The organism is Exiguobacterium sp. s64, assembly GCF_018618035.1.
Taxonomy (GTDB): domain Bacteria; phylum Bacillota; class Bacilli; order Exiguobacteriales; family Exiguobacteriaceae; genus Exiguobacterium; species Exiguobacterium mexicanum_A.
Genome location: NZ_JACSLH010000008.1, coordinates 80699 through 105587, shown reverse-complemented (window position 1 = coordinate 105587; position 24889 = coordinate 80699). Strand labels below are relative to the sequence as shown.

Below are 24889 nucleotides of genomic sequence, written 5' to 3'. Positions count from 1 at the left end.
GGGAGGTCCCCTCCCATCCGTCAGCGTTCAAGCCATTCGTTCGTGTCGGTGAGCGTCGCGGCCATCACCGCTTTAATCGTATGCATCCGGTTCTCGGCTTCGTCAAAGACGAAGGAGTGACGGCTCCGGAACACTTCATCCGTGACTTCCATCTCGCTCAATCCGTACTCCGCATGGATCGCCCGGCCGACTTCGGTCTCCAAGTCGTGGAAGGCAGGCAGACAGTGGAGGAACATGACGTCCGGATTATTCGTCTTCGTGAGCATGTCCATGTTCACTTGGTAAGGATGGAGCAACTTGATCCGCTCGGCGAATTCCGCCTCTTCGCCCATCGACACCCAGACGTCCGTGTAGATGACGTCGGCGTCGGCGACCGCTTCATCGATGCTTTCGGTCAACGTGATCTTCGCCCCGGTCTCGGCAGCGACCGAGCGGGCAAAATCGACGACTTCATCTGACGGCCAGAGCGATTTCGGCGCGCAGATGCGCATGTCCATTCCGACTTTGGCCCCACCAATCAAGAGCGTGTTGCCCATATTGTTGCGTCCATCGCCGACATAGACGAAGCGAATGCCAGACAACTCGCCTTTCTGTTCTTTGACGGTCAAGAAGTCGGCCAAGATTTGAGTCGGATGATATAAGTCCGTTAACCCGTTCCATACCGGGACACCAGCATCTTTGGCCAAACCTTCGACCGTCTCATGGGCGAACCCACGGAACTGGATGCCGTCGAACATACGTCCGAGCACGATGGCCGTGTCTCGAACCGATTCTTTTTTGCCGAACTGGATATCCGATTTCCCGAGGTATTCCGGATGCATGCCGAGATCGATGGCCGCCACGGTAAACGCACAACGCGTCCGTGTCGATGGTTTTTCAAACAAGAGCGCCACGTTCTTCCCTTCACAGATGCGGTGCGGGACGTCTTGTTGCTTTTGACGCTTGAAGGCGGCCGATAAATCGATCAAATAGTTCAACTCGTCTCCTGAAAAATCGTTCAATGATAGAAAATGACGGCCTTTCAAATCAAAGTTGTACGTTGTGGACATGCTCGTTTCCTCCTCGTTAAATGTCTTCGCGGATAATCGGACAGCTCATACAGCGTGGACCCCCACGGCCACGCGACAGTTCACTCGACATGATTTCGATGACTTCAACGCCCTCGGAACGGAGCAACTCGTTCGAAACGTAGTTGCGGTCGTACGTGACGACGACGCCTGGGGCGATGGCGAGCGTGTTCGACCCATCGTTCCATTGCTCGCGGGCAGCGGCAATCGGGTCCCCGCCCCCACATGGGATTAAGACGATCTCATCGAGACCGAGTGCGGCTTTCAACACGTTCAACAGATCCGTATGCTGCGTGATGTGAAGTTCGCCTTCAGCGTTCAACGTCAGTTCAAAGATATTCATCTTGCCTCCTGGACCTTGGATGAACGGATGAATCGTGAACTTGTCATGGTCGACCATCGTGAAGACCGTATCGAGATGCATGAACGCACGTGACTTCGGAATTTCGATGGCGATGACTTTTTTGAATGTGCCGCCGTTTTTCAACAAGTTGAGGGCGACCCGTTCAATCCCTTGGGCCGTCGTCCGCTCGGAAATCCCGATGGCGACGACTTCCTTCGACAATACGAGCTCGTCCCCACCCTCCATCGCGAAGCGGTAGTCGCGGTCCGACCAAATCGGGATATCATGTTTCGCGAATCGTGGGTGATAGCGCATAATATATTGCGTGAACAACGATTCACGACGACGAGCCGGCTCTTTCATCCGGTTGATGGATAGCCCGTTGCCGATTGCTGCCGCCGGGTCACGGGTGAAGTATAAGTTCGGCATCGGATCGAGATAGAACGGATACGTGTCCTCAATCATCTCGTGTAAGTGGCGCCGTTTTTCGGGCTTAATCTCGGACTTTCGAATTCCGGCCATGACGGTCTCAATCAACTTTTCATTGTCGTAGGCGAGCAAATACTCTTTCAGCGTCTCGTACGAACCGTTGATATTTGATTTGGACTCTGACAAGATATCAGCGACGAAACGTTCACGGACACCCGGCAACGACAACGTCTCAGCCATTAAGTTTTCGAGATAAAGCACTTCGACGCCTCGATTTTGCAGCACGCTCGCAAAGTAGTCGTGTTCTTTTTGAATGACTGGAAGATGGGGAATGTCGTCAAACAGGAGTCGTTCCAAATATTCCGGGGTCAAATTTTCGAGTTCGCGTCCTGGACGTTTTAAAAGGACGGTCCTGAGTTCACCAATTTCTGAATACACGTGGATCGGATGTTTCAGCGTAGTATCCCGTGCGGTTTGTTGATCCGTCATCGATATCATCTCGCTTCCTCCTTGTGATTCGGGTGTGTTGCTACCCTTACATTATCAACTTACCCATTTCCACGATGGGCAAGTCCGACGTTTGGACTGTGTTGGATTCCACACTAAAGTGCATAGACCATGACGTGACATGAATGAACAATCACTCGAGAAACGGTGTGGCCCCTCGAATCGAGAGAAAGTGACGTATACACGCTGTATAGATTGTGAAAAAAATTCATAGCTTTTTTTGATTTTGTTTGAGACCGCTCAAATTCGTGACATAATATAGACAAATGATGTGAAAAGGAAGTGAGTCGATGGCAATCGAACGTACAGAACGCGCCCGTCATGAAGCCCAAGTGACAGCGCTCATTCAAAAAGGGGACCCGGTCGATTTCCGCGACGTGTTCCTCACCCTCCACCCTGGTGAACAGGCCGACCTGTTCATCGAACTCGAACGTCCGGCCCGTGAGTTCGTCTATGAGGCGCTGTCCCCGGAAGAGTTTACTGACCTGTTTGAAAAGCTTGAGCTCGATGAGCAGGAACAGTTCATTCAAGAGATGCCCCGTCCGTTCGCCGTGCGTGTGTTGAACGACATGTTCTCGGATAACGCCGCCGACTTGATGACCGAGCTCCCCGATGATTTCATGAACGAACTGTTCGAGTTGATGGACGAGACCGAGGCGACCGAGGTCAAAGACTTGATGCGTTATCCGGACGATACGGCCGGTGCCATCATGACGACCGAATTCATCGTGTTGAAGGCGGACAAAACTGTTGGCGCGACGCTCGAAGACTTACGCGAACTTGGACCGGAAGCTGAGACGATTTATTATCTATATGTCATCGATACGAACGGGCGCCTCGTTGGCGTCGTCTCGCTACGCGATTTGATCGTCTCCCCGCTCGACGTGCAAATCGCGGACATTATGGGCCGGCGTGTCGTGTCGGCCCACGTTCTCGCCGACCAGGAAGACTTGGCCCGGACCGTTCAAAAGTATGACTTACTGGCCTTGCCTGTCATCGACAGCGAGGACCATCTGCTTGGAATCATCACGGTCGACGATGTCATGGACGTCATCGAACGCGAGACGACCGAGGACTTTGAAGAACTGTCGGCGACGAAAGGTTCGTCTGACATCAACATGGGACCGGTCGAGGCGGCGATGAAACGGGCGCCATGGATTATCAGTCTCATGTTCCTCGGGATGATCACCGCGTCGACGATCGGTGGTTTCGAGGACACGCTTGAAACGATCGTCTTACTCGCCGTCTTCATGCCGCTCGTCATGGGTTCGGCCGGTAACGCTGCCACCCAATCGCTCGTCGTCGCCGTCCGCTCGATTGCGCTCGGCACAATCAATCGAAAGAACGTGTTGAAGATGATTCGCCGTGAGTTCGGGACGGGGCTATTGCTCGGTCTCGCCTGTATGGTCGTCATCTTCGGCGTCATCACCGTCCTCTATGACAGTGCCTTAATCGGTATGATTGTCGGTCTGTCGATTTTTGCGTCGCTCAGCGTGGCGACCATCGTCGGGACACTCGTGCCGCTCCTCATCAATCGATTGAAACTTGATCCGGCCGTCGCGTCGGGTCCGTTCATCACGACGGTCGTCGACAATCTCGGCTTAATCATTTATTTCACGGTCGCGACTTCGTTGCTTCGCTTTTTTTGACACCTGACCTCTCAGGTGTCTTTTTTTGTTGTGAGGTTTGTTACAGTTCTTTTACAAAAGAGAAAACGGGAAATAATCATACTTCGTGAAGGGTAGTTATGAAAAAGTACTTATAAATAAGAAGAGATTGAGGGAGGGATATTCGTTGACCATTCAACAAGTTGTTTACATATTAATCACAGGGGCCTTATTCATGGGGCTCGTCGCTTACGTGTCTTATCGCATGACGAAAGGGAAAGTCGAGAGTGCCGACGACTACTTCTTGGCAGGACGGGGGCTCACCGGTATCTTTATCGCCGGATCGCTCTTATTGACGAACTTATCAGCCGAGCAGTTGATTGGCTTAAACGGGCAATCGTTCGCCGGCAACATGTCGGCCATGGCTTGGGAAGTCACAGCCGGAATCGCCGCCATCATCATGGCGCTCTTTTTACTGCCACGTTTTCTCGGAATCGGTATTTCGACAATCCCTGAATTTTTGAGCCAACGGTATGACGAGGACGTCCGCCGTTTGACGGTCTTGTTGTTCTTGTTCGGCTACATGTGCGTCACGATTCCATCGATGCTCTATTCCGGCGGCTTGGCCGTCCTACAACTGTTTGACGTACCGGAATTACTCGGCATCAGCTTCGAGCAGTCGCTCTGGCTCGTCATTTGGTTCATCGGGATTATCGGAGCGGTTTACGCCATTTTCGGCGGACTCCGCGCCGTCGCCGTCTCCGACACGTTGAACGGAATCGGCTTGATCATCATCGGTTTCCTCGTCCCGACGCTCGGCTTCATCGCGCTCGGTGACGGCAACCTCGTCGATGGGATGAAGACGATTGCAACCGAGAATCCAGAGAAACTGAACGCAATCGGTTCAGAGAACGATTCCGTCCCGTTCTTGTCCATCTTCACAGGGATGATTTTTGCGAACTTGTTCTACTGGGCGCTCAACCAATACGTCATCCAACGGGCACTCGGAGCGAAGAACTTGGCCGAAGGTCAAAAAGGGGTGCTTTTCACCGGCTATTTGAAGTTGCTCGTCCCGATTTTCATGTTGCTCCCGGGGATTATCGCATTCCATTTGTATGGCACGAACGTCGACAAGGCCGACCTCGCTTATCCGAGCTTGATTGCCGACTTGTTGCCGATGTGGCTCATGGGCTTTTTCCTCGCCGTCTTGCTCGGTGCCGTGTTCAGCTCGTTCAACTCGCTGTTGAATAGTATCGCTACGCTATTCGTGCTCGATATTTACAAACCGAAGTTCAAACCGGACGCATCAGACAAAGACTTGATTCGGGTCAGCAAATGGTTCGGGACGTTCGTCGCGCTCGTCTCGTTCTTCGTCGCTCCAAACTTGATGTATGCACCGGACGGCCTTTGGGACTTGATTCGCCGTTTCACCGGCTTCTTCAACATCCCGATTCTCGTCATCGTCTTAATCGGGATGCTCGTGAAGCGGGTGCCGCCGATCGCCGCGAAACTCGTCATCGGCTTCCACGTCGTCACGTATTACTTCCTCGTTTGGGGAACGGAGCAGTGGTTCGGCTTCGATCTCGGCATTAACTTCATTCATATTTACGGGATTTTGTTCGTCCTCGAGACGGCCATCATGCTCGTGTTCGCGAAAGTTCGTCCGATGCAACACATCAATCCGATTCGCATCGACCTCGGTCGCGTCAAACCTTGGCGCCATGCCATCTCGACGTCAATCATCCTGATTGCTTCGATGGTGTTCGTCTACTTCGTCTTCTCACCAATCGGTCTCGCCTACGCGGACGGGATCGTGTCGAGCTGGTTCTGGCCAGCGACGCTCGCTTTGGTCGCGACGACGAGTGGGCTCGTCTGGACATCGTATCGCTACTGGTTGCCGCGTTATGAGGCATACTTGAACAATCTCGATACGACAGACACCGAGCGTGAAGAAGCGATGGGTGAATAATATATTTAGACAAACAGACACGTTCCTTGCTGATATCTTTTAGCAAGGAACGTGTCGATTTGTCTTACTTCTATTCTTCTGTTCATACATGTTTTGATCCGCTTGATCATACAATTTCTTGAAATCGTTTAACTGTTCCTCCCAAGCTGCACCGACAGCGGCTGAAATATCATTCGATTCAAACACGCTTCTAATGGAAACCGTCAAATCTAGCAATTTATCTTGTTGTAGTTGATCAGTTAATACAACAAATTCGTCGCCTCCAATCCGATAAACGTTTGTGCTTAACCCTTGCAAGAGGAGTCCCGTTTTCTGAAGTAACTGATCACCAGCCGAATGACCTTGATGGTCATTAATTTTCTTCAAGTCATTTAAATCGATGACGATCAACCCTACTTTTTTAAAAGAAAGACGATCAATTGTTTCGTTAAAGGCACGTCGGTTCAAAACCCCAGTGAGTTCGTCATGACGGCTCACATATTCTAACTCCTCACGTTTCATTACAGCCGCTTCTACATTTCGAATGATTCCTTGTACAGCTACAATCTCACCATTTTTATAAATCGGAGTCGTGTATTCTTCAAAGCGCAAGTAACGACCGTCATTAGTGCGCCAACGTTGCGAGATAGCCTCATCGTAACTCATCTTTCCTGAGACTTTATTCATGAGAATTTGATAATCATCTGGGTGAATACGACGAAAACAATCATCTGGATTTTCATAGTTTTCCGCTACAACACCCTCACCTAAATACAAATCAAGGGAAGGACTTATGTAACGAAAACGAAACGTTGGTTTGACTTCAAATATATAAATGACGTCTTTAACGTGGTTACCGAAATGTGCAAACGCCCCGTCCACCTCTTTACGTGATTGAAGTATCTTCTGCGCAACAAGTACCAAAATCAATCCAACTAATAAACCTAACCAAAATTGTTCCATGTTTTCCCGCTCCCCATCTAAACGTACTATTCTATCGTATCATGTTAGCGAAACGCCGCCTGTACCTTTTCCATTATTTAGGTTAATGTTTAAATGTAACGTTCATTTGTTGATGAATGTAAACTTAAACTTAAAATTAGAAGTTGGAGGTCAACCATGAGTCCTGACTGGTCACCCTATGGAGTCTCATCTACCTTTTCCGGATCGGCGCTCGTCATGCGACAAGACGACATCCTGTTCGAACTTCAGCAAGGCTACGCGAATCGGGCCGAACAAATCGAAAATCAAACGTCGACCCGCTTCGGCATCGCTTCGGGCTGTAAGCTGTTCACAGCGATTGCCATCTGCCAGCTCGTCGAACAAGGAAAATTGTCGTTTACGTCGACACTCCGCGAGAGTTTGGACATCGACTTCCCTCGATTTGACCCAGCCGTGACAGTTGAACAGTTGCTCACCCACACGTCCGGCATCCCCGACTATTTCGACGAGTCTGTCATGGACGATTTCGAGGAATTGTGGCGACAGCGTCCAATGTATCACATCAGGCAGCTACGTGACTTTCTCCCGATGTTCCAGCACGAACCGATGCGACAAGAACAGGGCATGTTCCAATACAATAATGCCGGGTATATCCTGCTCGGCCTCATCATCGAACAAGCGAGCAGGTTGACGTTCTCGGACTATATCGAACGATTCGTGTTCAAACCGGCCGACATGACCGATTCGGGGTACTTCTCCCTCGATGCCTTACCAGCGCACACGGCGCTCGGGTATATCGACCACGCGAACGGCTCTTGGCGGACGAACCACTATTCGATTCCCATAAAAGGCGGCGCGGACGGCGGTGCGTTCGTGACGGCACAAGATATGGCCAAACTTTGGAACGCCCTGCTCGCTCATCGCCTACTTGATGAGGAGATGACATCACGACTGCTGACTCCTCATGTGAAGGTAACCGACAAAGGCGTACATTATGGCTACGGTCTGTGGATTCAATTGGACGCGAATCGACACGTCTTCAAATATCATGTCATGGGCTATGACCCCGGCGTCAGTTTTCATTCTGCTTACTATCCGGCCGCAGACATCGTCTCGGTCGTCTGTTCGAACGAGTCAGACGGGGCGTTCGACCTCATGAAAGTCATCGAACAGAAAGCAGGTGTGTCTTCTTGAACATCCGCCCATACGAAGAACGTGACTTCGAACAGATTCAAGCGTTGAATGAAACGGAAGGTTGGAGTCAACTCGTCCGACAACACGAGTTGACGAAACAGGCGTGGCGGCAATCGAACGTCGCCTATGTCGTCGAGTCAGAAGGACAGGTGATTGCCTACTTGCGTGGATTGACCGACACGACCGTGAGCCTGTACGTGTGCGAACTGCTCATCGCGGCCTCGCACCGTCGCCTCGGGATTGGCGAGCGACTGCTGTCACACGTGCATGCGCTCTACCCCGAAACGCGCCTCGAGATGCTCGCGAGCGCTTCATCCCACACGTACTACGAGAAATTGAATTTCCGCCCGTTTTACGGGTATCGAAAGACGATTCACGAATAGGAGGAACTGTCATGAAACTAGGCATTGTGACCGGTGCATCGCGCGGCCTCGGCCGTGCCATCGCCGAAGAACTATTGAAGCGTGATTATGAGGTCGTCAATTTTTCACGGACGCAGGCGACCGATGCCTCGTTCCGTCACGTCAAGGTCGACTTAGCTGATCCGACAAGCACACTGGCCGCAATTGGACAGATGAAGCCGCTCATCGAGACGGCAACGTCTTTGCTCGTCGTCCAAAATGCGGCGTTGATTGAACCGATTCATCGGGCCGGTCAATTGGACGCTGCGCAGCTCATCGCCCACGTCCAAGCCAACCTGCTCGCCCCGATGCTCTTGACAAACGCGGTGCTCGCATACGACCTGCCCGTCTCGCTCATCCATGTGACCTCTGGGGCCGCCAAGCGCCCCATCTCGGGCTGGAGTGCCTATTGTGCAACGAAAGCCGGGCTCGATCATTTCACCGAGACGGTCGCCCTTGAATTGACCGATACGGACGACAAGGTCGCCTTGTTCAATCCAGGCGTCATGGACACCGCGATGCAGGAAAGCATTCGAGCCTCGTCAGAAGACGCGTTCCGTGACGTTGAACAGTTCCGCTCCTATGTGACGGAAGGACGATTGCGCACCCCTGAAACGGTCGCCCGCATCTTGGCGAAACACTTGCTAGACGAGCCGTTCGAGAATGGCAAGACGTATTCGGTGTATGACCTAGACTGATTTTTCACCTGGTATAAAATTCAGCCACCCTTTTTAGGTTCAACCGCCTACACTAGAGACAGATGAAATGAGAAAGGGTGGCTAAGTCATGAAGACGATTGCAGGAGGATTATTATTTTTCGGCTTGTTCAGTCTCGGATTGTCGTTCACGATGATTGGGGACACGGCGATTGTCGGAGCGATGGTGAGCGGTGTCGCCATCTTATGTAGCGTCGGACTTTGGTTCGGAGCGACAGAAGTAACGCGCATCCGTGTTGCTCTCCTCGACAGCAAAAAAACGTCTTTCCCTGAATGAGGGAAAGACGTTTTTGGATTCATTGATTGTCTTCTTCTTCGTAATCATCATCAGCATATTCCTCGAAATCGTACTCTTCGAAGTCCGCTTCATCGATAAAGATGTCGCGGTCATTGACGACGTGAATCGGACCGTTGGCCACATCGATTCGAATCGTCCATGCCCATGGAATGCGCAATCGGCTATAAACACCTGTCCAGAATTCCATCGATTCTTGCTCGTATCGTTCGAACTCTGCCAGCAACTCTTTAAAGGTTACCCCTGACAACTGAAAGTTTGAGTCTTGGATTCGCTCGAGCGCATTATGTGTCGCCTCGAGTTCCGCCGCACGTACCATCTCTTCGGCCGTTGCCATCTCAAGAATGGTACCATCCGGTGGCAGAATGTCGTATACGTTGAACAATTCGCCTTCTTCTACTTCTTCATCAAACTCATAGTCGTCGTGCCGCATGCTTCATTCCTCCTCACTCTAGTTGAATCTCTTTCATTGTACCATTCCACTCCCTGTTAGAACGAAACATTCGTGTATATATTTTGGCAGGTAGGGAATCATAACAAAGGAATAGAATACGGATCAGCGAAAGGGGCCAATTGACCATGAACGAATCATTTCAAGCACTCGTCCTCGACAAGACGGATGACCATCTTCACGCCAAGGTGACGGACGTCAAACTCGACGCGCTTCCAAAAGAAGAAGACGGTAACGTCCTCGTCGAGGTCCATTATTCCGCACTCAATTATAAGGACGCCCTCGGTCTTACCGAACCCGGAAAAATCATTAATCAATACCCGTTCATCCCTGGATGTGAATTTGTCGGCAAGGTCGTCGAGTCCGATCATCTCGACTTCAAAGCCGGCGATGAAGTCATCGCCACCGGTTTCGGGATCGGCGAACGACATTTCGGCGGATTCAGTCAATTTGCACAAGTTCCCGGAAACTGGCTTGTAAAACTGCCTAAAGGTATGGACATGCGTGATGCCATCACAATCGGGACACCTGGATTGACAGCCATGCTTTCAATCGATGCGCTTGAGTCCGCTGGCGTTCGACCAGGGGAAGAAGTGCTAGTAACAGGTGCAACTGGAGGCGTAGGCAGTTTTTCGATTATCTTACTTCATAAACTTGGCTATCACGTCATCGCATCCACAGGAAAAACAGACTCCCCTTATTTGCAAGCACTTGGCGTTGACACCGTCATCGATCGACACGAGCTTGAGGGAGCGGTTCGTCCGTTAGCTCGACAGCGGTTTGACGCGGCAATCGATTCGATTGGCGGGGCCACTCTTGCGAATATTTTGAGTCAAACGCGTTATGAAGGTGCCGTTGCAGCTTGCGGACTTGTCGGCGGTTCCGACCTTCCAACAACTGTTTATCCGTTTATTTTGCGCGGAGTCAAATTAATCGGCATCGACTCGGTCATGCAACCCATCGTACGTCGTCTGAAGGCGTGGGAACGACTGGATGAGCTGCTTGATTCTAACGTGCTCAACCATATGATTCATGAGATTCCGTTGCATGACATCCCTCGCCACGCTGAGGCGATGATGCGCGGCGAACTGAGCGGTCGGACCGTCGTTCGGATCCATGACTAACAAACAGGGCTGAATCCATCGATTCAGCCCTGTCTCTGTATTCTCCATGGTGGTGGAATTATAACGTGAATCCGGCTGGTGCGTCTTTGACGACGACGATCACCTTGCCTTGGTCTAATTTTTTCTCGAGTTGATCCGCTTCGGTCGATGAGAAGCCGAGCTGTTCGAATTGGGCTCGAAGCTCGTCCCCTTTTTTACGGAACACATTTTTCGCGGCCGTCCCCAGGCCGACGTCTGATGCCGTCACCGTATTCGCGTCGGCATTATCGGCCACACGGTCGGTCCGGTCATCGTCATGGGTGATGACATAAATGTGCTTGTCCTCAATCCCTTTCGCTTTCATCGATTGAATGGCGGTCACGACTTCTTCATCATTTGTGAACTCTTTGTACAAAACTGACATGTGTAGTTCCCTCCTTCGATAGCGTTACAGTAAGAGTAATTACCTTCTTTTCCTAAAATGACACATTAAAAAACGATGACAGCTGTCATCGTTTCGTTAAACGGCCGGTTCTTGGCCTTTTAATTTTTTTAATTCATCGAGCAAAATGTCCGATTCGTTGAACGGAATCGACTCTTGTCCGACTCGTTCGACATGGTCATGACCTTTTCCGACGACGACGATCCGTTTCCCGACGAGCGCTTGTTGCGCTGCATGGCGCAAGGCATCTCGCCGTTCCTCGAACGTCACGTAATGCGTGTTCGAATCAACACCTTCGAGCAATCCATCGATGATGTGCCTCGGGTCTTCCGTCCGCACGTCATGTACTGTCACGATTAAATCGTCTGAATAGCGGCTCGCGATTCGACCCATCTCTGCCCGCTTCGTCGGATCGCGGTCTCCGGCCGCACTCAAGACGACCACGAGCTCTCGCTCACCTTGCTGAAGCGTCGATAGACACTTCTCGAGACCATCAGGCGTATGGGCATAATCGAGATAAATCTCGGCGTCTTCCGTATCGAGTCGTTCGAGCCGACCTTTCGGAAGCGTGAGTCCCGGCACGTTGGCGATGATTGCACGCAACATCAGTTCCGACGTCGAGACGAGACCGATGGCTGCGGCCAAGTTGGCGGCATTGAATGCGCCCATGAAGCGGACCGGCGCCTCAATCGTCAGTGCGTTCATTTTGACGACTACCGTTTGGTCATGCCAAATGACTTGGATATCGGCCGGTACGTCCGCATGCGTGCTATACATGATACGTCGACGGGTCGGGGCAAAGGCGGCCATCGTTTTACTGGCCGGGTCTTCGGCGTTCAAAATAATGGCGTCCCCGTCTGTCGTTTCGACTTGTTCGAATAATCGGGCTTTGGCCCGGGCGTACTCGTCCATTGAGCGATGGTAATCCAAGTGGTCATGCGTCAAGTTCGTGAACGCCGCCGCGTGAAATCGGACGCCTTCGACACGTCCTTCCATCATTGCATGCGAGGAGACTTCGACGACACAGTCGGTCACGCCGGCATCCGCCATCTCGGCCAAAATACGATGTAAGACGACGGCTTCCGGCGTCGTATTTGGTGTTTTTAATGTTTGATCTTTATAACGTGCTCCAATCGTACTGACAATCCCGACCGGTCGTCCGGACAGACGAAATAGATCATATGTCAATGTCGCGGTCGTCGTTTTGCCATTCGTACCGGTGACACCGTAAATACGCATCCGATGTGAGGGGTGGTCATAAAAGGCACTGGCCACCACACCGGCTGTCCGCTTCGTGTCCGCGACGACAAGGTTCGGCACCTCAAGATCAAGCGGGTATTCCGAGATGACAGCAACCGCTCCTTTGGAGACGGCATCCTCAGCGAATTCATGTCCGTCCACCGTATAACCGCGGATACAGATAAATAAATTCCCTGGACTGACCTTTCTGGAATCTGTCTCAATTCCGGTCACCCATGGATCGCGTTCGATGTCATCCATCTCATTTTCTAGAATGGCGGATAAACGTTTCGTCCTCATGCTGTGTACTTCCTTTCTCATGGGTGTCGCTAGGTTCGCAAACCTTATCGTCATGGTACTAGATATTAGGCTGTAATGGAGATGACAAATATATTACTTCCCTTTTTACGTGCAATGCAATCGCCCAATTAAAAAATTCCTAGTCCAGGACGGGACTAGGAATGTATTTCGCTGTCGGTGAACCGAAGTCCTTGCTCATGAAGCGCGGTTTCCAAGATCCGCAGCACACTTGGCCCGATCCCATGTAAGGCCGCAATCTCTTGCTTCGTATACGTGGCCAACTGTTCGAGCGTATCGATATAGGCGGCCTTGAGCGCCCGTTCGGCCGGCGCCGAACATTTCGGAAGTGGTGTCATCCAATTCCCTCCTCTCGTCCTGAATCTCGTTCGATCGTCGGGAGACAGGCGAGGACACGTTCCATACAAAATGTCCGACGGGCCTTCTTGCGTATATCCCACGCGACAAGTCGATCGCCTTGCAGCTTCATCAGTTTGACGCGTCGCTTTGAAATGACCCCGTTCCGATCGATATACACCATTTCTACGACTTGTCCGTTCCGCATCCAACGCATGACCTCTTGCCTCATCTGATCTCCCTCCTTTTGTTACCTTTATTATATCGAACATTTGTTCGTAACTCCAGTCTAGAGGTGTGCGTTTGAGCGATTTGCCGTATGCTAGAAGAAATGAATCTTTTGCGAAAGGAGTACGCCCGTTATGACATATGTCATGTTGGCCGTTTTGGCCATCGTCCTATTCATCTCCATGATTTATACCGCCAAAGCCTTGCCAAATTTGCGAAATGTCTTATTCAACCGCGGCAGCCTGTTCGGCCAAGACACCGAGACCGTCACGTGTCCGAACTGTAAGAAAACGTTCAAACGGTCCGGTGGGAACACCCAGACATGCCCTCACTGTTATACGTCGTTTTAACCCAAAAACACCCGCCTGGCCGCTAGACGCGGACCTCGGGTGTTTTTTGAATGTGCTCGAATCAGCAAGTAACCGTTTACGCTCACCTTATAAGTGAAATTAAGAAGGTTTCGTCATTTTCCCGCAAGTCAAACCACGAGACAGTCTCATTCCTAAAGGAGTTCACCATGTCATTCATATCCGATCACGATTTATACGCACGATTGTTAAACCGCGACACTTCCGCGCTCGAACTGCTGTACGACCGCTATGAGCGCATCTTATATTCGCTCACCCTCCGCTTGACGACGCGAGCCGACTGGGCCGAGGCCGTCCTATTCGAGGTGTTCACCGAGCTTTGGAAGCATCGTCTGCCGCTCGATTTGACGACCCATCGGCTGAGAACGCATTTGTTCGAGCGGGTGGAGAGCGCAGCGCTACGTCTAGTCGCCAGCGCTTGAGTTCGTCTATCGCATCGCTCGATGCAACACTTCTAGAATCCCATCCGCATACATGCCCTCGGTGACACGACCATGTTCTCGTTTGGCTTCTTCCGTCCCGTTGCCAAGCACATAGCCGTTACCGACATACCCCAACATTCCTAAATCGTTCCCACTGTCCCCGAACGCGTAGGCGTGCTCGGTATGAAACGTATATCGGTCGCACACGTAGTCGACTGCAGCGACTTTCCCCGCCCCTCGTGGGATGAAATCAATATCGTAGGCGTCTGCCGGATCCCCGGCGAGCGGGTTGCAACGACTAACGTTGACCGCGATTCCGAAGTCACCGGCACTCGAACGAATATGCTCGAGCTCCTGTGCGCTCTTGCCGAAGTAATAATAATTGTGCATCCAGCCGCTTGTGCCAAGATTCGTCTGTGGTTCAATCGTGAGTGTTCGCCCTAGCCTGTCGACGACTTGGGTGACGCGGTCTGAAAAATCATCGGGAAACCGTGACGAATAACCGGGATCAAGCTCCAGTTGTCCGGACGCCATCACTTGATACAGCTCTGTCCCGAGACTCGCCGCGATTCGATGTGGGAAGTAACGCATCTCGGCCCGCTTCACTTTCTCCATAATCGTCTCGAGCGAACTCCCCGTCACCCACATCGTCGATAAGCGATGTGAATGATGATCGAGAAAATCTTCGAGTTGCCGCAAGTGCTCCAACTGCTTTGCGGAACAAGCATGCGGGAAGTACGTCTCGTCGAAATCAAAACAGATGAGCGTCCGTCCTTCCTTTGTAAATCGTTTCATCGTCATCCTCCTTGTGTCGCCATACCCCTTCTCGTATAGTAAAAGGAGAAAGGACGTGCAACATGAAAAATCGTTTAAGCCGCTACTACTGTCAGTATAGCGGAATCGTGATCGGGTTCGGACTTGTCTTCGCCTTTTTGTTCGGCATACGGACATATTCATTTTGGCAACAATGGCTCTCGAACGGACCCGCACTTCTCGTCACGCTCCTCACGGCGACGTTCATTAGTTTTATGACGTATCGACTGCTCAGCGCCTTGAATTTGAAACTCTTCCGCCGCCTCGGCGACGCGACGTCGACATGCTCCCGTTAAACACGGGACTACATAACGACCGTTCACAAAATAGTCACCTCAAATAGGCATCCATTTCACGGTTTCATCCGTTAGATCAATACAAGGGATTCCCTTATGGATAAAGGAGACAGCCATGACTGATATTGAACTGTACGAGCGCGTCAGGCAAAAAGACAAACAAGCGCTCGAGGCACTTTATGATCGCTACGAACGAATCCTGTATTCCTTTGTCATGCAGTTGACGAAAGACCGCGACCTCGCCGAAGAAGCGATGCAGGAAGTATTCATCAAGCTGTGGCGCGGCGGCGGCGTATATGATGACTCAAAAGGAAAATTCAAATCGTGGCTGTTCACGATGAGCCGTCATGTCACGATCGACTTGATTCGCAAACGAAAACCCGACCTACAACTAGACGAGTCTTACGCTGAAGCCATCCCGTCCCCGGCCCCGTCCGTCGAGACCGAGGTCGAATGGCAAGAAGAGCGAACGCAAATCGAGACGGCGATGGCCGAACTGCCGACCGAGCAACAACAAGTCGTCCGTCTCATGTATTTCCAAGGGCTCAGCCAACAAAAGATTGCCGATGCGTGCGACATCCCGCTCGGTACCGTAAAAGGAAGGATTCGATTAGCGTTGAAACAGTTACGAAGGCATCTATCCCATGATTTGATCGATAAGGAGGTGGAACGATGAACGCTTGTGACCAATTGATTGATTATTTCAACCAGCATTTGACGGAAGACGAACGCATCCGGTTTGAAGCGCATCTCGCGACATGTCAAACGTGTCAAGAAGAGCTCGAACAACTCGAGGCCCTCGTCGGCGGCGTCGCGTTCCTCTCTGAACCGGCTGAACCACCGAGCGGGATGAAGGCACGCATCCTCGACAACGTGTTCGCAGAAGACGATACGGAGACAGCGTCGAAACCAGACGAACCGACCCCGGTCACCCCATTCACGGCATCGAAGAAAAAACAGAAGACGCCATGGGGAGCGCTCGCTCTCGTAGCCGCACTCATGCTCTCCTTGATCGGGAACGGCTACCTGCTCTTGAACCAAGATGACCCGAGCGGCATCGCCTTGACCGAGACCGTCCCGCTCGAAGGCGAATCGGAAGGCGTGGCTTACCTCGCCGAACAGGACGGCCAGCGCCAGCTCATCGTCCAGACGAAGGGACTCGATGCGCTCGAAGCGAACGAAGTGTATCAAGTTTGGTTGTTAAAAGACGGCTCGCCGATTCCGACCGGGGCGTTCGTTACGGACGACAAAGGGAACGGGACCGTCATCTATACGCTCGATTCGACCGAATCAGAGATGGACTGGGATACCGTTGCTGTCACGAAAGAACCCGAACGGGGCAACACGGCACCCGAGGGCGACATCGTGCTCAGTGCCAGCCTATAAGCAAGGACCGAATGACCTGACGCACCACGCGTACGTGTCATTCGGTTCTTTTTTCGTTATGATGATAGAAAAGGAGTGGTACATATGCGTCAGCCTAAAATTGGTGTCGTCGGTCTCGGCGGCATCGCTCAGAAAGCGTACTTACCGATTTTATCGAACAGCACATCGTTCGAACTGATCGGTGCCTATTCCCCGACCGTCGCCAAACGTGAGGCGATCTGTCGAGCCCACCGGATGGAATCATTCACAGGACTGCCCGAGCTTGCGGCAGCCGTCGACGCGGCGTTCGTCCACAGTTCGACCGAGACGCATTTCGACGTCGTCTCTTATCTGCTCGCAAACGGTGTCGATGTGTATGTCGATAAACCACTCGCTGCGACAATCGAACAGGCGGAACGTCTCGTCGAGCTGGCCGAGCAGACGAACCGGAAGCTCATGGTTGGCTTCAATCGCCGCTTCGCCCCGATGTATCAGCACGTGAAAGAAGCAGCCCCATTCCACACGCTCGACTTCGTCAAGCATCGCGGGGACGGATTGCGCGGCCACGACTATCAGTTCACATTGCTCGATGACTATTTGCATGTCGTCGACACGCTCCGGTATCTCACCGGAAGCGAGTTGCGTCTAGTCACAGGGCATTTGGAGAAGACCACAGCGAACGGACTTCATTTCGCCCGCCACGTCTGGCAAGACGAGCACGGACTGCACACGACGTCGATGCACCGTAAAGCCGGGACGAATCATGAAGGACTCAGCGCCATCCGGGACGGACTTCGCGTGACGGTCGATGAGATGGTGACGCTTCAGCGCTTCGAGCACGGTGCCCATTCGACGAAGACGTTCGGGTCATGGGACACACTCTTGACTCAACGAGGCTTTCAAGGAGCGATCGACCACTTCATCTCGGCGTTGACCGACGATACGGCCATCATGACGGACGGTCGTGAGGCGCTCCTCACACAACAGATGGTGACAGATTTGTTCAGCTCACGCTAAGAGGAGGAAAACAGATGGATTTCTTTTTCTACATTATGATTATCGTCGTCGTGTCCATCGCCGCGGACAGCTTCAACAAGAGGCAAAAGGTTCGTGTCGAGGAACTTCGACTCAAAGTCGAACAAGAAAAGCTCGCCATCCAGCGGCTCGAGCTCGAGATGAAGCGCGACGAAGACAAACTCGATCATCACGGATTTTAAAAAGACGATCGGTCCAGAGCGGGTCGGTCGTCTTTGGTTATAAGATATGGCGCTCCTCAGCTTGACGTGTCTCGTGGACACGCTTTTGCCGTCGTTCGGTGAGTGTCGACCAGGTGACGGCCGTGATGATGCAGCCGGCACCGATGAAGAAGTTGCGGTCGAGCCGTTCGTCGAGGACGAGCCAGCCGAGGTAACCCCCGACGAGCGGTTGGAAGAAGAAAAACAGCGACCCGACGCTCGCATCCATGAGTTCGATCCCTTTGTTCCAAAAGAAGAACGCCCCGGCCGTCGAAATGATGCCAACGTATAACACACTGAGCCACAACACCGTGGTCATATCCGGTAAACCGGATGCGGCCACTTCCATTCCCATGAGTGGCGTCATCAATACGAAGGCGATGCCGATGGCGAACGTCGTGATCGTTAACGACGACATCGTCTCGGAAGCGATTTTCACATAGATGGACATGAGCGCCCACGTGATGGCGGCACCGACCAAGACGAGGCTACCGATGAAATACGTACCTTCGACGTGCCAGCCGACGACGATGATGACCCCGAGCGTCGCCAACAGAAGTGACCCGATTTTGACAGGTGTGAGCCGCTCTTTCAAGATCGATCGGGCGAAGATTACCATGAACGCCGGCGTCGCCGCCGTCACAAGCGATCCGGTATGGGCATCTGAGAGTTTCGTGCCGATGAATTGAAATGAAATCGAGGCGACATAGCCGACGACTCCGACGAGCGCAATCCACTTCCAGGCGCCCCTGGCAATCTGCTCGCGTCCGAACGCCCACCACATTATAAACAGAACGACAAAAGCGACGGCGTAGCGCATCCAGACGAGCGTGAACGGTTCGATATAGCCGAGCGCATACTTACTGACGACGTACATCCCGCCCCAAATGCTGGCGGCGAGCGTTAAACTGATAGCACCGAGCCATTCCTTGCGCATAGCGTCTCTCCTTTCTGATGCCTAAACAATACGACACCGTTTCCTGAAATTCCTGTCTCTCTAGTTGTCGAACTGACCGAAATCGCTTACAATAACTCTAATGATGATTGAAAGGAGGGAGAAAGGTGAACTTTGTCGGACGTACGCACTGGTCAACAGAACATTTGTACATTTTGCGTGCGATTTTTCACGATGTCGCGTAACCACAGGACCCGTCTGTCCTTTTTTAGACATTGTTGAAATACGACAAAGCGCCTCTCTTTCTTGCCGAGCGCTTCTTTGCGCTCGGTTTTTTTGATAGGCCTCTACTTTAGGAGGAACCATCTATGTTAATCGAATTACAACATATTCAAAAACAATTCGGCGGCCACGCCGTCTTAATCGATGCCAATCTTCAGGTAAACGCAGGCGAGCGAATCGGGCTCGTCGGACGGAACGGGAGCGGCAAGACGACACTCCTACACCTCATCGTCGGCGCCGATTCGCCCGACGAAGGGACGATCTATCGAAAACAACGGCTGACGATTGGCTATTTGGCCCAGATTCCTGCCCATCCCGGTAAATCAGGGCGAGACGTACTCTATACCGCGTTCACCGAGTTGACGAGACTCGGTGACGAGATGCGACGACTCGAGGAACAGATGATCTCAAGTGATGACATCGACTCACTCCTCGAGACGTACGGCGCCCTGCAGATGCGCTATGAGAACGACGGCGGCTATGCCATCGATTCGAAAGTGAATGCGATGATCGATGGATTACGGCTCACAAGTTTCGTCGACCGACCGTTCGATACACTCAGCGGCGGCGAACGGACCAAAGTCGGACTCGCCTTGGCGTTGCTCCAAGAGCCGGAACTGCTCATCCTCGACGAACCGACGAACCATCTCGATTTAGAAGCGATGACTTGGCTCGAGTCATTCCTGCGTGACAGCCCGTCCACGCTTCTCCTCGTCTCACACGATCGCGTGTTTCTCGACGCCGTCGCCACACGCATCGTCGAATGTGAGGACGGGGAGTTGGCTAGTTTTAATGGCAACTACAGCGCGTTCGTCGCCCAAAAAGAAAAGAAGTTGCTCGATCAATTCCATGCCTATACGGAGCAACAAAAGAAAATCAAGAAGATGAAGGAAACGATTCGACAGCTAAGACAGTGGGCGAACGAAGGCAATCCACCGAACGAGAAGTTTTATCGGCGCGCCAAATCGATGGAGAAAGCGCTCGCCCGCATCGAGACGATCAAAAAACCACGACTCGAGGCCGTTCAACCGGACATTCAGTTCACGGCTCAGGGGCGGACCGGACGCGATGTGTTCGAGGCGACCGACGTGACGGTCACTTACGACCGGACCGTCTTCGAACACGTCTCGTTCTACGCCGGTCATGGCGAACGCATCGCCATCGTCGGCCCAAATGGGAGCGGCAAGTCGACCCTGTTGAAAGTGTTGCTCGGTCACCTCGAACCGGCGACAGGCGAGGTGCGACGAGCGGAACGGGCCCAAATCGGCTACTTGTCCCAACACATCGACTTTGATGACTCCCATCGGCTCATCGAGGCGTTCCGTGACCGCATCGCTGTCGATGAAGGGAAGGCCCGTCAATTGCTGGCCCAGTTCCTCTTCTATGGCGCGAGCGTCTTCAAACCAGTCAAAGATTTGAGCGGCGGTGAGAAGATGCGGCTCATGCTCGCCATCCTCATGCACGAGGACATCAACGTGCTCGTGTTAGACGAACCGACGAACCATCTCGACATCGAAGCGCGTGAGGCACTCGAAGACGCACTCGACCGCTTTACCGGCACGCTCGTCGCCGTCTCACACGATCGCTACTTCTTGAACAAGCTGTTCCCGATTACGTATTGGCTTGATGGGACAGCGACACATTTCCCGGGAAACGTGTCGTATGCGCTCGAAAAACGGCAACATGAAATGAACGCAGAGGTCGTCGTTCCTAAACCGAAACTCGTGAAACCGAAGCAAGAAACGACTCACGACACCACAGTTGATGAAGCTCGCCTGACCGAGCTCGAGGCATCACATCAAGCACTCCTGCACCAGATGAATGAGACGAACGATTTAGAAGAATTAATGACGTTGCAGCAACAAGCCGATGCGCTCCAAGCAGACATCGACACGTTGTTGAACCAGTTGCTCGAATCGATTTAATCAAAAACGACGCCTTTAGCGGCGTCGTTTTTGTTCGAACCAAGCTTGGACAAGAAAGCCCGTCACGCCAAGCGCCATCAAAAAATAGGGCACGATACGTGGGACAGCACCCGTTTCCCCCATCATCATGAGGATCAATCCGCTCACGAACGTCCCGAGCCAATATATTTTCGGCATGTCGTCACTCCTCTACAATTTTTTCTTGTAATTTGTCAGAATTTTTCGTAAAATATTTTGAAATTCTTATTCTACAGATATGGAAAGGGGACGTGCTCATGCCAAAACGAAACTGGGAGACGATTCTCCGATTCACCCTCGTCGTCACCATCACGGCCGCTACGTTCCTCTACGTCCGCTACTCGACCGAAATTAAAGAACGCGAGCGGGCTTTGGAGCAGTACCTTGCGACTCATTATAACATTTCGGCGGAAACCTATTCGATTGACGGTACCCTTTCCTTAAGCGGCTACGTCTATGATGTGACGTTCGAAGACGAACCCGACGCCGCTTACACGTTTCAGGTCGAACAGGCCGCAGACGGCCATCGTGTGAAGTTTGAACGAGCAGATGGCAAACAACCGGACCGGGTCGCCACGTTCGCCCCATAAGAAAAAGCGCCACGTATCGTGGCGCTTAACGGTGAGCGATTCTAGTAGAGCGGACTTTCATCCGACCGAGAAAGTTCCCAGCCGACCGTCCCATGCAATCAATCGATACGTGCTAGAAAATGGACGCGGTTCAGAACGTGATTTCGGAGCGTTCGTTCGTCTGAACATCAATCTGACCCTGCACAGAGACATTGCCTCCAAAACGGCCATGACTGCGTTTCGACGTAATAAGGTTGAAATCCATCTTGAACCTCATCATGCCCACCTGTTTTGAAACACCGAACTTCCTAGACGTTTTGCCTCCCACATATCCTTTTTGTCTGCCCCTCACCTCTCGCGCGAGGTCAGGTGGACGACAGTTTGAATCAGGAGATCACCTGGTCCGCCGGTCTTTCAACCAACTTGTCTCTCGTTTCACCGAGCCGGCCTCAGTCAAACAACGATTGAATCTTCGTTTCATCCGTTGCCCCCCATCAGCTCAACACGTTGAATAAGGACTACACTAATACATTAACCGTTTTACGTGACATCGAATCCGTGTTCACCATTTCTCCAAAATTTAGTCGTCGATATAATGGTCGAGCGCATAGGCGACGCCATCGTCCTCGACATCCTTCGTGATATGGGTGCTGATGTCTTTCAACGGATCGACGGCGTTCCCCATCGCAATCCTCGTTTCCGCCACTTCGAACATCGAGATGTCGTTCAAATTGTCCCCGATGGCCACAATATCCGCTTGGGGAATACCGTGATGCTCTGCCAACTGCGTCAAGGCCATCCCTTTGCTCGCATTCGGATGACCGATCTCGATTTTTGTCCAGCCTGCCGTCGTGATCAAAATGTCGGTCCGTGGCTCATACAGTTTCCGGAGCTCGTGCAGTTTGCGCCGATCGAACGAATAGACAAAGACTTTGTACACTTCGTCGGCCTCAAAGTCGATGTCCTCGATCGCATCAACATATGTCAGCCCGAACTGTTCGTTTTGAATCTCAATCTCCCGCTCGCCCCATTCCTGTGAGAACGATTGGTCGTGTGGCAACACCTCATCCAACTCGCCCTTCAGTAAATCGGTACCCGAACGGAGTACTTTCACCCCGGCATTCGTATAAAATTCGACATACGCTCCGTGCTCATGGGCCACATCCCACAACTCCTGTACGACGTCTTTCGGGAGCGCGTGGTAATAAATGCGTTCGTTCTCATAGAAAGCGATTGCCCCGTTCCCGGACAAGATTGGACAAGTCAATCTGCTCCGTCGCAGCAACTCTTCGATATCGTGAATCGATCGGCCCGAAGAGATGGCGACCAAATCTCCCTCGGCTTGGCGACGCCGGATTGCGTCTTGGTTCGTTTCTGTGATGATACCAGTTCGAGACAATAACGTCCCGTCTAAATCGATGGCAATCAATTTCATATTCCAATCTCCTCTCAAACGCGTCTCATCATTCCATTCCCCGAATTCATTCATCTCAACGCAAAGAAAACACCATTCTGGCATATAGGCGTTTTCCTTTCACGCAAATAGGGAAATATTTATTAGTCCTAAATAATAATTTGTGCGTTTGGAAAGGAGTCCTCATGAACACTTCACCTGAAAAGCCACGCTTGAATCGCGTGTTCTACATTTCGGCGAGTCTCATCGCTCTCCTCGTCCTGTTTGGTGCGATTCGTCCGACGTTTTTCGCGACGATTGCCGGGAACATCTTCAACTTCACGACCCGCTCGTTTGGTTGGTTTTACTTACTCGCCGTCTTCTTGTTCGTCGTCTTCCTCGTCTTCCTCGCGTTCAGTAAATACGGGAAGATTCGGCTCGGGACGGACCAGGACCGTCCGCAATACCCGTTCTTTACTTGGATCGGGATGCTGTTCTCCGCTGGTTTCGGGGTCGGACTTGTCTTTTGGGGCGTTGCCGAACCGATGAGCCATTTCATCACCCCTCCGTATGCGGATACGACCGAGCTGACCGTCGAAGGAGCTCGATTGGCCATGGCATATTCCTTCTTCCATTGGGGCGTCAGCCAATGGTCCGTCTTCGCCATCGTCGGCTTGATTATCGCGTATTTCCAGTTCCGCCGAAATGCGGACGGGCTTATTTCGACGAGTCTGTCTCCGCTCATTAAAGACCGGGCTTATAAACAGCCGCTCAATCAAACGATTGATATTTTAGCCGTCATCGCGACCGTCATGGGTGTCGCCACGTCACTCGGTCTCGGTGTGCTCCAAATCAACGGTGGTTTGAACAGTGTCTTCGGGTTGCCGAACACAGCGCTCGTCCAAGTATTGATTATCGTTGTTTTGACCGTCTTGTTTTTGACTTCGACGACGACCGGTCTCGACCGCGGCATCAAATGGCTCAGTAATATCAACCTCGGGACCGCGCTCGTATTGATGGTATTCGTGTTCTTTGCCGGCCCGACCATCTTTATTTTAGAGACGTTCACGCTCGGGTTAGGGGATTATTTACAGAACTTTATCCGCTACAGTCTTCGTTTGCAGCCGTACCAGCAAGGGACGTGGGTACGTGATTGGACCATCTTCTACTGGGCATGGGCCATCGCTTGGTCGCCGTTCGTCGGTGCATTCGTCGCCCGCGTCTCACGTGGCCGAACGATTCGTGAGTTTATCGTCGGGGTGCTCATCGTGCCACCGTTCATCGCGCTCTTGTGGATTGCCGTGTTCGGCGGAACGGCCCTTCACCTCGACTTATTCGAAGGAACATCGATTGCGCAAGCGGTCGATGCCGATGTGACGAGTGCTTTGTTCGTCACGTTCGCCGAATTGCCGTTCAGTTTTGTTTTATCCGTCTTGTCGATTCTGTTGATTCTTACTTTCTTGATCACGTCAGCCGATTCGGCGACGTACATCATCAGCAGTATGACGACGAATGGTAGTTTGAATCCACCGCTCACTGTCCGAATCGTTTGGGGCATTTTGCTCGGCGGAATCGCCGCCGTTCTATTGATCGCGAGCGGGCTCGAGGGATTGCAGACCGCTTCACTCATCTCCGCCCTCCCGTTCACCGTCATCTTGATTCTGATGGTGTACACGCTGTTCAGTCTATTGCGCAAAGAAAATGTCCGTAAAATCAAATAGGAATTGGGGTCGCCTCAAAGG

The 24889-nt window shown here is 52.1% G+C and carries 29 protein-coding genes; 17 read left to right on the top strand and 12 right to left on the bottom strand.

What is annotated here, in order from left to right:
- Window positions 1-20: 20 nt before the first annotated feature.
- Together argF and arcA are read right to left on the bottom strand one after the other, a co-directional pair.
- The gene (gene argF / locus KNP64_RS12075) at window positions 21-1049 is read right to left on the bottom strand and encodes an ornithine carbamoyltransferase (RefSeq protein WP_214711254.1); all 1029 of its coding nucleotides are present in this window, start codon (window positions 1047-1049) and stop codon (window positions 21-23) included.
- Between the two features lie 16 nt (window positions 1050-1065).
- Window positions 1066-2295: an arginine deiminase gene (gene arcA, locus KNP64_RS12070; protein ID WP_031199961.1), complete on the bottom strand. Its 1230-nt coding sequence runs from the start codon at window positions 2293-2295 to the stop codon at window positions 1066-1068.
- Window positions 2296-2636: 341 nt separating this feature from the next.
- On the opposite strand from arcA, the gene mgtE reads away from it, so the two are divergent.
- Both mgtE and KNP64_RS12060 read left to right on the top strand, forming a co-directional pair.
- Window positions 2637-3995 (top strand): magnesium transporter, encoded by a 1359-nt coding sequence (gene mgtE / locus KNP64_RS12065; RefSeq protein ID WP_138858662.1) that lies wholly within the window; start codon window positions 2637-2639, stop codon window positions 3993-3995.
- Window positions 3996-4140: 145 nt separating this feature from the next.
- Window positions 4141-5922, top strand: coding sequence for a solute:sodium symporter family transporter (locus KNP64_RS12060; protein ID WP_214793487.1), 1782 nt, complete (start codon window positions 4141-4143; stop codon window positions 5920-5922).
- Between the two features lie 39 nt (window positions 5923-5961).
- Here KNP64_RS12060 and KNP64_RS12055 read toward each other — a convergent pair whose 3' ends face one another.
- Window positions 5962-6864: a sensor domain-containing diguanylate cyclase gene (locus KNP64_RS12055; RefSeq protein ID WP_214793490.1), complete on the bottom strand. Its 903-nt coding sequence runs from the start codon at window positions 6862-6864 to the stop codon at window positions 5962-5964.
- Between the two features lie 156 nt (window positions 6865-7020).
- On the opposite strand from KNP64_RS12055, the gene KNP64_RS12050 reads away from it, so the two are divergent.
- From KNP64_RS12050 to KNP64_RS12035, 4 genes are all read left to right on the top strand, one after another.
- A complete protein-coding gene (locus KNP64_RS12050) occupies window positions 7021-8037 on the top strand; it encodes a serine hydrolase domain-containing protein (RefSeq protein ID WP_214793494.1) in 1017 nt (338 codons plus the stop codon).
- Complete coding sequence (locus KNP64_RS12045) at window positions 8034-8420, top strand: GNAT family N-acetyltransferase (protein ID WP_034779518.1); 387 nt, start codon at window positions 8034-8036, stop codon at window positions 8418-8420. The genes KNP64_RS12050 and KNP64_RS12045 overlap by 4 nt, the downstream gene beginning before the upstream one ends.
- Before the next feature lie 11 nt (window positions 8421-8431).
- Window positions 8432-9136 carry an SDR family NAD(P)-dependent oxidoreductase gene (locus KNP64_RS12040; RefSeq protein ID WP_214793498.1) on the top strand — a complete coding sequence of 235 codons (705 nt, stop codon included), beginning with the start codon at window positions 8432-8434 and terminating at the stop codon, window positions 9134-9136.
- An 88-nt stretch (window positions 9137-9224) separates the two neighbouring features.
- A complete protein-coding gene (locus KNP64_RS12035) occupies window positions 9225-9431 on the top strand; it encodes a hypothetical protein (RefSeq protein WP_034779520.1) in 207 nt (68 codons plus the stop codon).
- A 19-nt stretch (window positions 9432-9450) separates the two neighbouring features.
- On the opposite strand, the gene KNP64_RS12030 is transcribed toward KNP64_RS12035, so the two are convergent.
- Complete coding sequence (locus KNP64_RS12030) at window positions 9451-9882, bottom strand: hypothetical protein (protein ID WP_034779522.1); 432 nt, start codon at window positions 9880-9882, stop codon at window positions 9451-9453.
- Between the two features lie 146 nt (window positions 9883-10028).
- Between KNP64_RS12030 and KNP64_RS12025 the strand changes: the two genes are divergently transcribed.
- Window positions 10029-11024 carry an MDR family oxidoreductase gene (locus KNP64_RS12025; RefSeq protein WP_214719087.1) on the top strand — a complete coding sequence of 332 codons (996 nt, stop codon included), beginning with the start codon at window positions 10029-10031 and terminating at the stop codon, window positions 11022-11024.
- 58 nt (window positions 11025-11082) lie between these two features.
- On the opposite strand, the gene KNP64_RS12020 is transcribed toward KNP64_RS12025, so the two are convergent.
- The 4 genes from KNP64_RS12020 to KNP64_RS12005 all read right to left on the bottom strand — a co-directional run bounded on the left by KNP64_RS12020 (window position 11083) and on the right by KNP64_RS12005 (window position 13570).
- The gene (locus KNP64_RS12020; RefSeq protein ID WP_034779525.1) at window positions 11083-11427 is read right to left on the bottom strand and encodes a YflT domain-containing protein; all 345 of its coding nucleotides are present in this window, start codon (window positions 11425-11427) and stop codon (window positions 11083-11085) included.
- A 96-nt stretch (window positions 11428-11523) separates the two neighbouring features.
- Complete coding sequence (locus KNP64_RS12015; protein ID WP_214719085.1) at window positions 11524-12984, bottom strand: UDP-N-acetylmuramoyl-L-alanyl-D-glutamate--2,6-diaminopimelate ligase; 1461 nt, start codon at window positions 12982-12984, stop codon at window positions 11524-11526.
- Between the two features lie 155 nt (window positions 12985-13139).
- Window positions 13140-13340 (bottom strand): helix-hairpin-helix domain-containing protein, encoded by a 201-nt coding sequence (locus KNP64_RS12010; RefSeq protein WP_214793501.1) that lies wholly within the window; start codon window positions 13338-13340, stop codon window positions 13140-13142.
- The gene (locus KNP64_RS12005; RefSeq protein ID WP_029594535.1) at window positions 13337-13570 is read right to left on the bottom strand and encodes a hypothetical protein; all 234 of its coding nucleotides are present in this window, start codon (window positions 13568-13570) and stop codon (window positions 13337-13339) included. The genes KNP64_RS12010 and KNP64_RS12005 overlap by 4 nt, the downstream gene beginning before the upstream one ends.
- A 130-nt stretch (window positions 13571-13700) precedes the next feature.
- Here KNP64_RS12005 and KNP64_RS12000 point away from each other — a divergent pair, with 130 nt between their 5' ends.
- Window positions 13701-13916 (top strand): hypothetical protein, encoded by a 216-nt coding sequence (locus KNP64_RS12000; RefSeq protein ID WP_251126428.1) that lies wholly within the window; start codon window positions 13701-13703, stop codon window positions 13914-13916.
- 167 nt (window positions 13917-14083) lie between these two features.
- Complete coding sequence (locus tag KNP64_RS11995) at window positions 14084-14356, top strand: hypothetical protein (RefSeq protein ID WP_214793504.1); 273 nt, start codon at window positions 14084-14086, stop codon at window positions 14354-14356.
- A gap of 6 nt (window positions 14357-14362) precedes the next feature.
- Here the strand turns inward: KNP64_RS11995 and KNP64_RS11990 are convergent, their stop codons facing one another.
- Window positions 14363-15151 (bottom strand): HAD family hydrolase, encoded by a 789-nt coding sequence (locus KNP64_RS11990; protein ID WP_214793507.1) that lies wholly within the window; start codon window positions 15149-15151, stop codon window positions 14363-14365.
- A 62-nt stretch (window positions 15152-15213) separates the two neighbouring features.
- On the opposite strand from KNP64_RS11990, the gene KNP64_RS11985 reads away from it, so the two are divergent.
- The 5 genes from KNP64_RS11985 (at window position 15214) to KNP64_RS11965 (ending at window position 18047) form a co-directional block, all read left to right on the top strand.
- Window positions 15214-15465 carry a hypothetical protein gene (locus KNP64_RS11985; RefSeq protein ID WP_214711245.1) on the top strand — a complete coding sequence of 84 codons (252 nt, stop codon included), beginning with the start codon at window positions 15214-15216 and terminating at the stop codon, window positions 15463-15465.
- A gap of 115 nt (window positions 15466-15580) precedes the next feature.
- Complete coding sequence (locus KNP64_RS11980; RefSeq protein ID WP_214793509.1) at window positions 15581-16141, top strand: RNA polymerase sigma factor; 561 nt, start codon at window positions 15581-15583, stop codon at window positions 16139-16141.
- Window positions 16138-16851 (top strand): anti-sigma factor, encoded by a 714-nt coding sequence (locus KNP64_RS11975; RefSeq protein ID WP_214793512.1) that lies wholly within the window; start codon window positions 16138-16140, stop codon window positions 16849-16851. The genes KNP64_RS11980 and KNP64_RS11975 overlap by 4 nt, the downstream gene beginning before the upstream one ends.
- An 84-nt stretch (window positions 16852-16935) precedes the next feature.
- On the top strand, window positions 16936-17847 hold the full coding sequence (locus tag KNP64_RS11970) for a Gfo/Idh/MocA family protein (RefSeq protein ID WP_214793515.1): 912 nt from the start codon (window positions 16936-16938) through the stop codon (window positions 17845-17847).
- Between the two features lie 14 nt (window positions 17848-17861).
- Window positions 17862-18047 carry a hypothetical protein gene (locus KNP64_RS11965; RefSeq protein ID WP_138858649.1) on the top strand — a complete coding sequence of 62 codons (186 nt, stop codon included), beginning with the start codon at window positions 17862-17864 and terminating at the stop codon, window positions 18045-18047.
- A 37-nt stretch (window positions 18048-18084) separates the two neighbouring features.
- On the opposite strand, the gene KNP64_RS11960 is transcribed toward KNP64_RS11965, so the two are convergent.
- Window positions 18085-19002, bottom strand: a complete 918-nt coding sequence (locus tag KNP64_RS11960) for a DMT family transporter (RefSeq protein WP_214793518.1) — start codon at window positions 19000-19002, stop codon at window positions 18085-18087.
- A gap of 326 nt (window positions 19003-19328) precedes the next feature.
- Here KNP64_RS11960 and abc-f point away from each other — a divergent pair, with 326 nt between their 5' ends.
- Window positions 19329-21167, top strand: coding sequence for a ribosomal protection-like ABC-F family protein (gene abc-f, locus KNP64_RS11955; RefSeq protein WP_214793521.1), 1839 nt, complete (start codon window positions 19329-19331; stop codon window positions 21165-21167).
- Window positions 21168-21182: 15 nt separating this feature from the next.
- Here the strand turns inward: abc-f and KNP64_RS11950 are convergent, their stop codons facing one another.
- Window positions 21183-21344 (bottom strand): hypothetical protein, encoded by a 162-nt coding sequence (locus KNP64_RS11950; protein ID WP_034779568.1) that lies wholly within the window; start codon window positions 21342-21344, stop codon window positions 21183-21185.
- Window positions 21345-21442: 98 nt separating this feature from the next.
- Here KNP64_RS11950 and KNP64_RS11945 point away from each other — a divergent pair, with 98 nt between their 5' ends.
- Entirely contained in the window at window positions 21443-21775 is a 333-nt protein-coding gene (locus KNP64_RS11945) for a hypothetical protein (protein WP_214764451.1), read from the top strand.
- 559 nt (window positions 21776-22334) lie between these two features.
- Here KNP64_RS11945 and KNP64_RS11940 read toward each other — a convergent pair.
- Window positions 22335-23189 (bottom strand): HAD family hydrolase, encoded by an 855-nt coding sequence (locus KNP64_RS11940; RefSeq protein WP_214793524.1) that lies wholly within the window; start codon window positions 23187-23189, stop codon window positions 22335-22337.
- Between the two features lie 164 nt (window positions 23190-23353).
- Here KNP64_RS11940 and KNP64_RS11935 point away from each other — a divergent pair, with 164 nt between their 5' ends.
- A complete protein-coding gene (locus KNP64_RS11935) occupies window positions 23354-24868 on the top strand; it encodes a BCCT family transporter (protein WP_214788079.1) in 1515 nt (504 codons plus the stop codon).
- The last annotated feature ends 21 nt before the right edge of the window (window positions 24869-24889 follow it).

What these genes read in the sequence shown, in the direction of transcription:
- KNP64_RS11965 (WP_138858649.1), top strand. Translation starts at nt 17,862, where the DNA reads ATGGATTTCTTTTTCTACATTATGATTATCGTCGTCGTGTCCATCGCC.
- KNP64_RS11980 (WP_214793509.1), top strand. Translation starts at nt 15,581, where the DNA reads ATGACTGATATTGAACTGTACGAGCGCGTCAGGCAAAAAGACAAACAA.
- KNP64_RS12015 (WP_214719085.1), bottom strand. Translation starts at nt 12,984, where the DNA reads ATGAGGACGAAACGTTTATCCGCCATTCTAGAAAATGAGATGGATGAC.
- KNP64_RS12000 (WP_251126428.1), top strand. Translation starts at nt 13,701, where the DNA reads ATGACATATGTCATGTTGGCCGTTTTGGCCATCGTCCTATTCATCTCC.
- KNP64_RS11975 (WP_214793512.1), top strand. Translation starts at nt 16,138, where the DNA reads ATGAACGCTTGTGACCAATTGATTGATTATTTCAACCAGCATTTGACG.
- KNP64_RS11935 (WP_214788079.1), top strand. Translation starts at nt 23,354, where the DNA reads ATGAACACTTCACCTGAAAAGCCACGCTTGAATCGCGTGTTCTACATT.
- KNP64_RS11940 (WP_214793524.1), bottom strand. Translation starts at nt 23,189, where the DNA reads ATGAAATTGATTGCCATCGATTTAGACGGGACGTTATTGTCTCGAACT.
- abc-f (WP_214793521.1), top strand. Translation starts at nt 19,329, where the DNA reads ATGTTAATCGAATTACAACATATTCAAAAACAATTCGGCGGCCACGCC.
- KNP64_RS12025 (WP_214719087.1), top strand. Translation starts at nt 10,029, where the DNA reads ATGAACGAATCATTTCAAGCACTCGTCCTCGACAAGACGGATGACCAT.
- KNP64_RS11995 (WP_214793504.1), top strand. Translation starts at nt 14,084, where the DNA reads ATGTCATTCATATCCGATCACGATTTATACGCACGATTGTTAAACCGC.
- KNP64_RS11970 (WP_214793515.1), top strand. Translation starts at nt 16,936, where the DNA reads ATGCGTCAGCCTAAAATTGGTGTCGTCGGTCTCGGCGGCATCGCTCAG.
- KNP64_RS11945 (WP_214764451.1), top strand. Translation starts at nt 21,443, where the DNA reads ATGCCAAAACGAAACTGGGAGACGATTCTCCGATTCACCCTCGTCGTC.
- KNP64_RS12050 (WP_214793494.1), top strand. Translation starts at nt 7,021, where the DNA reads ATGAGTCCTGACTGGTCACCCTATGGAGTCTCATCTACCTTTTCCGGA.
- KNP64_RS11985 (WP_214711245.1), top strand. Translation starts at nt 15,214, where the DNA reads ATGAAAAATCGTTTAAGCCGCTACTACTGTCAGTATAGCGGAATCGTG.
- KNP64_RS12005 (WP_029594535.1), bottom strand. Translation starts at nt 13,570, where the DNA reads ATGAGGCAAGAGGTCATGCGTTGGATGCGGAACGGACAAGTCGTAGAA.
- KNP64_RS12055 (WP_214793490.1), bottom strand. Translation starts at nt 6,864, where the DNA reads ATGGAACAATTTTGGTTAGGTTTATTAGTTGGATTGATTTTGGTACTT.
- KNP64_RS11950 (WP_034779568.1), bottom strand. Translation starts at nt 21,344, where the DNA reads ATGCCGAAAATATATTGGCTCGGGACGTTCGTGAGCGGATTGATCCTC.
- KNP64_RS11960 (WP_214793518.1), bottom strand. Translation starts at nt 19,002, where the DNA reads ATGCGCAAGGAATGGCTCGGTGCTATCAGTTTAACGCTCGCCGCCAGC.
- KNP64_RS12010 (WP_214793501.1), bottom strand. Translation starts at nt 13,340, where the DNA reads ATGACACCACTTCCGAAATGTTCGGCGCCGGCCGAACGGGCGCTCAAG.
- argF (WP_214711254.1), bottom strand. Translation starts at nt 1,049, where the DNA reads ATGTCCACAACGTACAACTTTGATTTGAAAGGCCGTCATTTTCTATCA.
- KNP64_RS12030 (WP_034779522.1), bottom strand. Translation starts at nt 9,882, where the DNA reads ATGCGGCACGACGACTATGAGTTTGATGAAGAAGTAGAAGAAGGCGAA.
- mgtE (WP_138858662.1), top strand. Translation starts at nt 2,637, where the DNA reads ATGGCAATCGAACGTACAGAACGCGCCCGTCATGAAGCCCAAGTGACA.
- KNP64_RS12040 (WP_214793498.1), top strand. Translation starts at nt 8,432, where the DNA reads ATGAAACTAGGCATTGTGACCGGTGCATCGCGCGGCCTCGGCCGTGCC.
- KNP64_RS12020 (WP_034779525.1), bottom strand. Translation starts at nt 11,427, where the DNA reads ATGTCAGTTTTGTACAAAGAGTTCACAAATGATGAAGAAGTCGTGACC.
- KNP64_RS11990 (WP_214793507.1), bottom strand. Translation starts at nt 15,151, where the DNA reads ATGAAACGATTTACAAAGGAAGGACGGACGCTCATCTGTTTTGATTTC.
- KNP64_RS12035 (WP_034779520.1), top strand. Translation starts at nt 9,225, where the DNA reads ATGAAGACGATTGCAGGAGGATTATTATTTTTCGGCTTGTTCAGTCTC.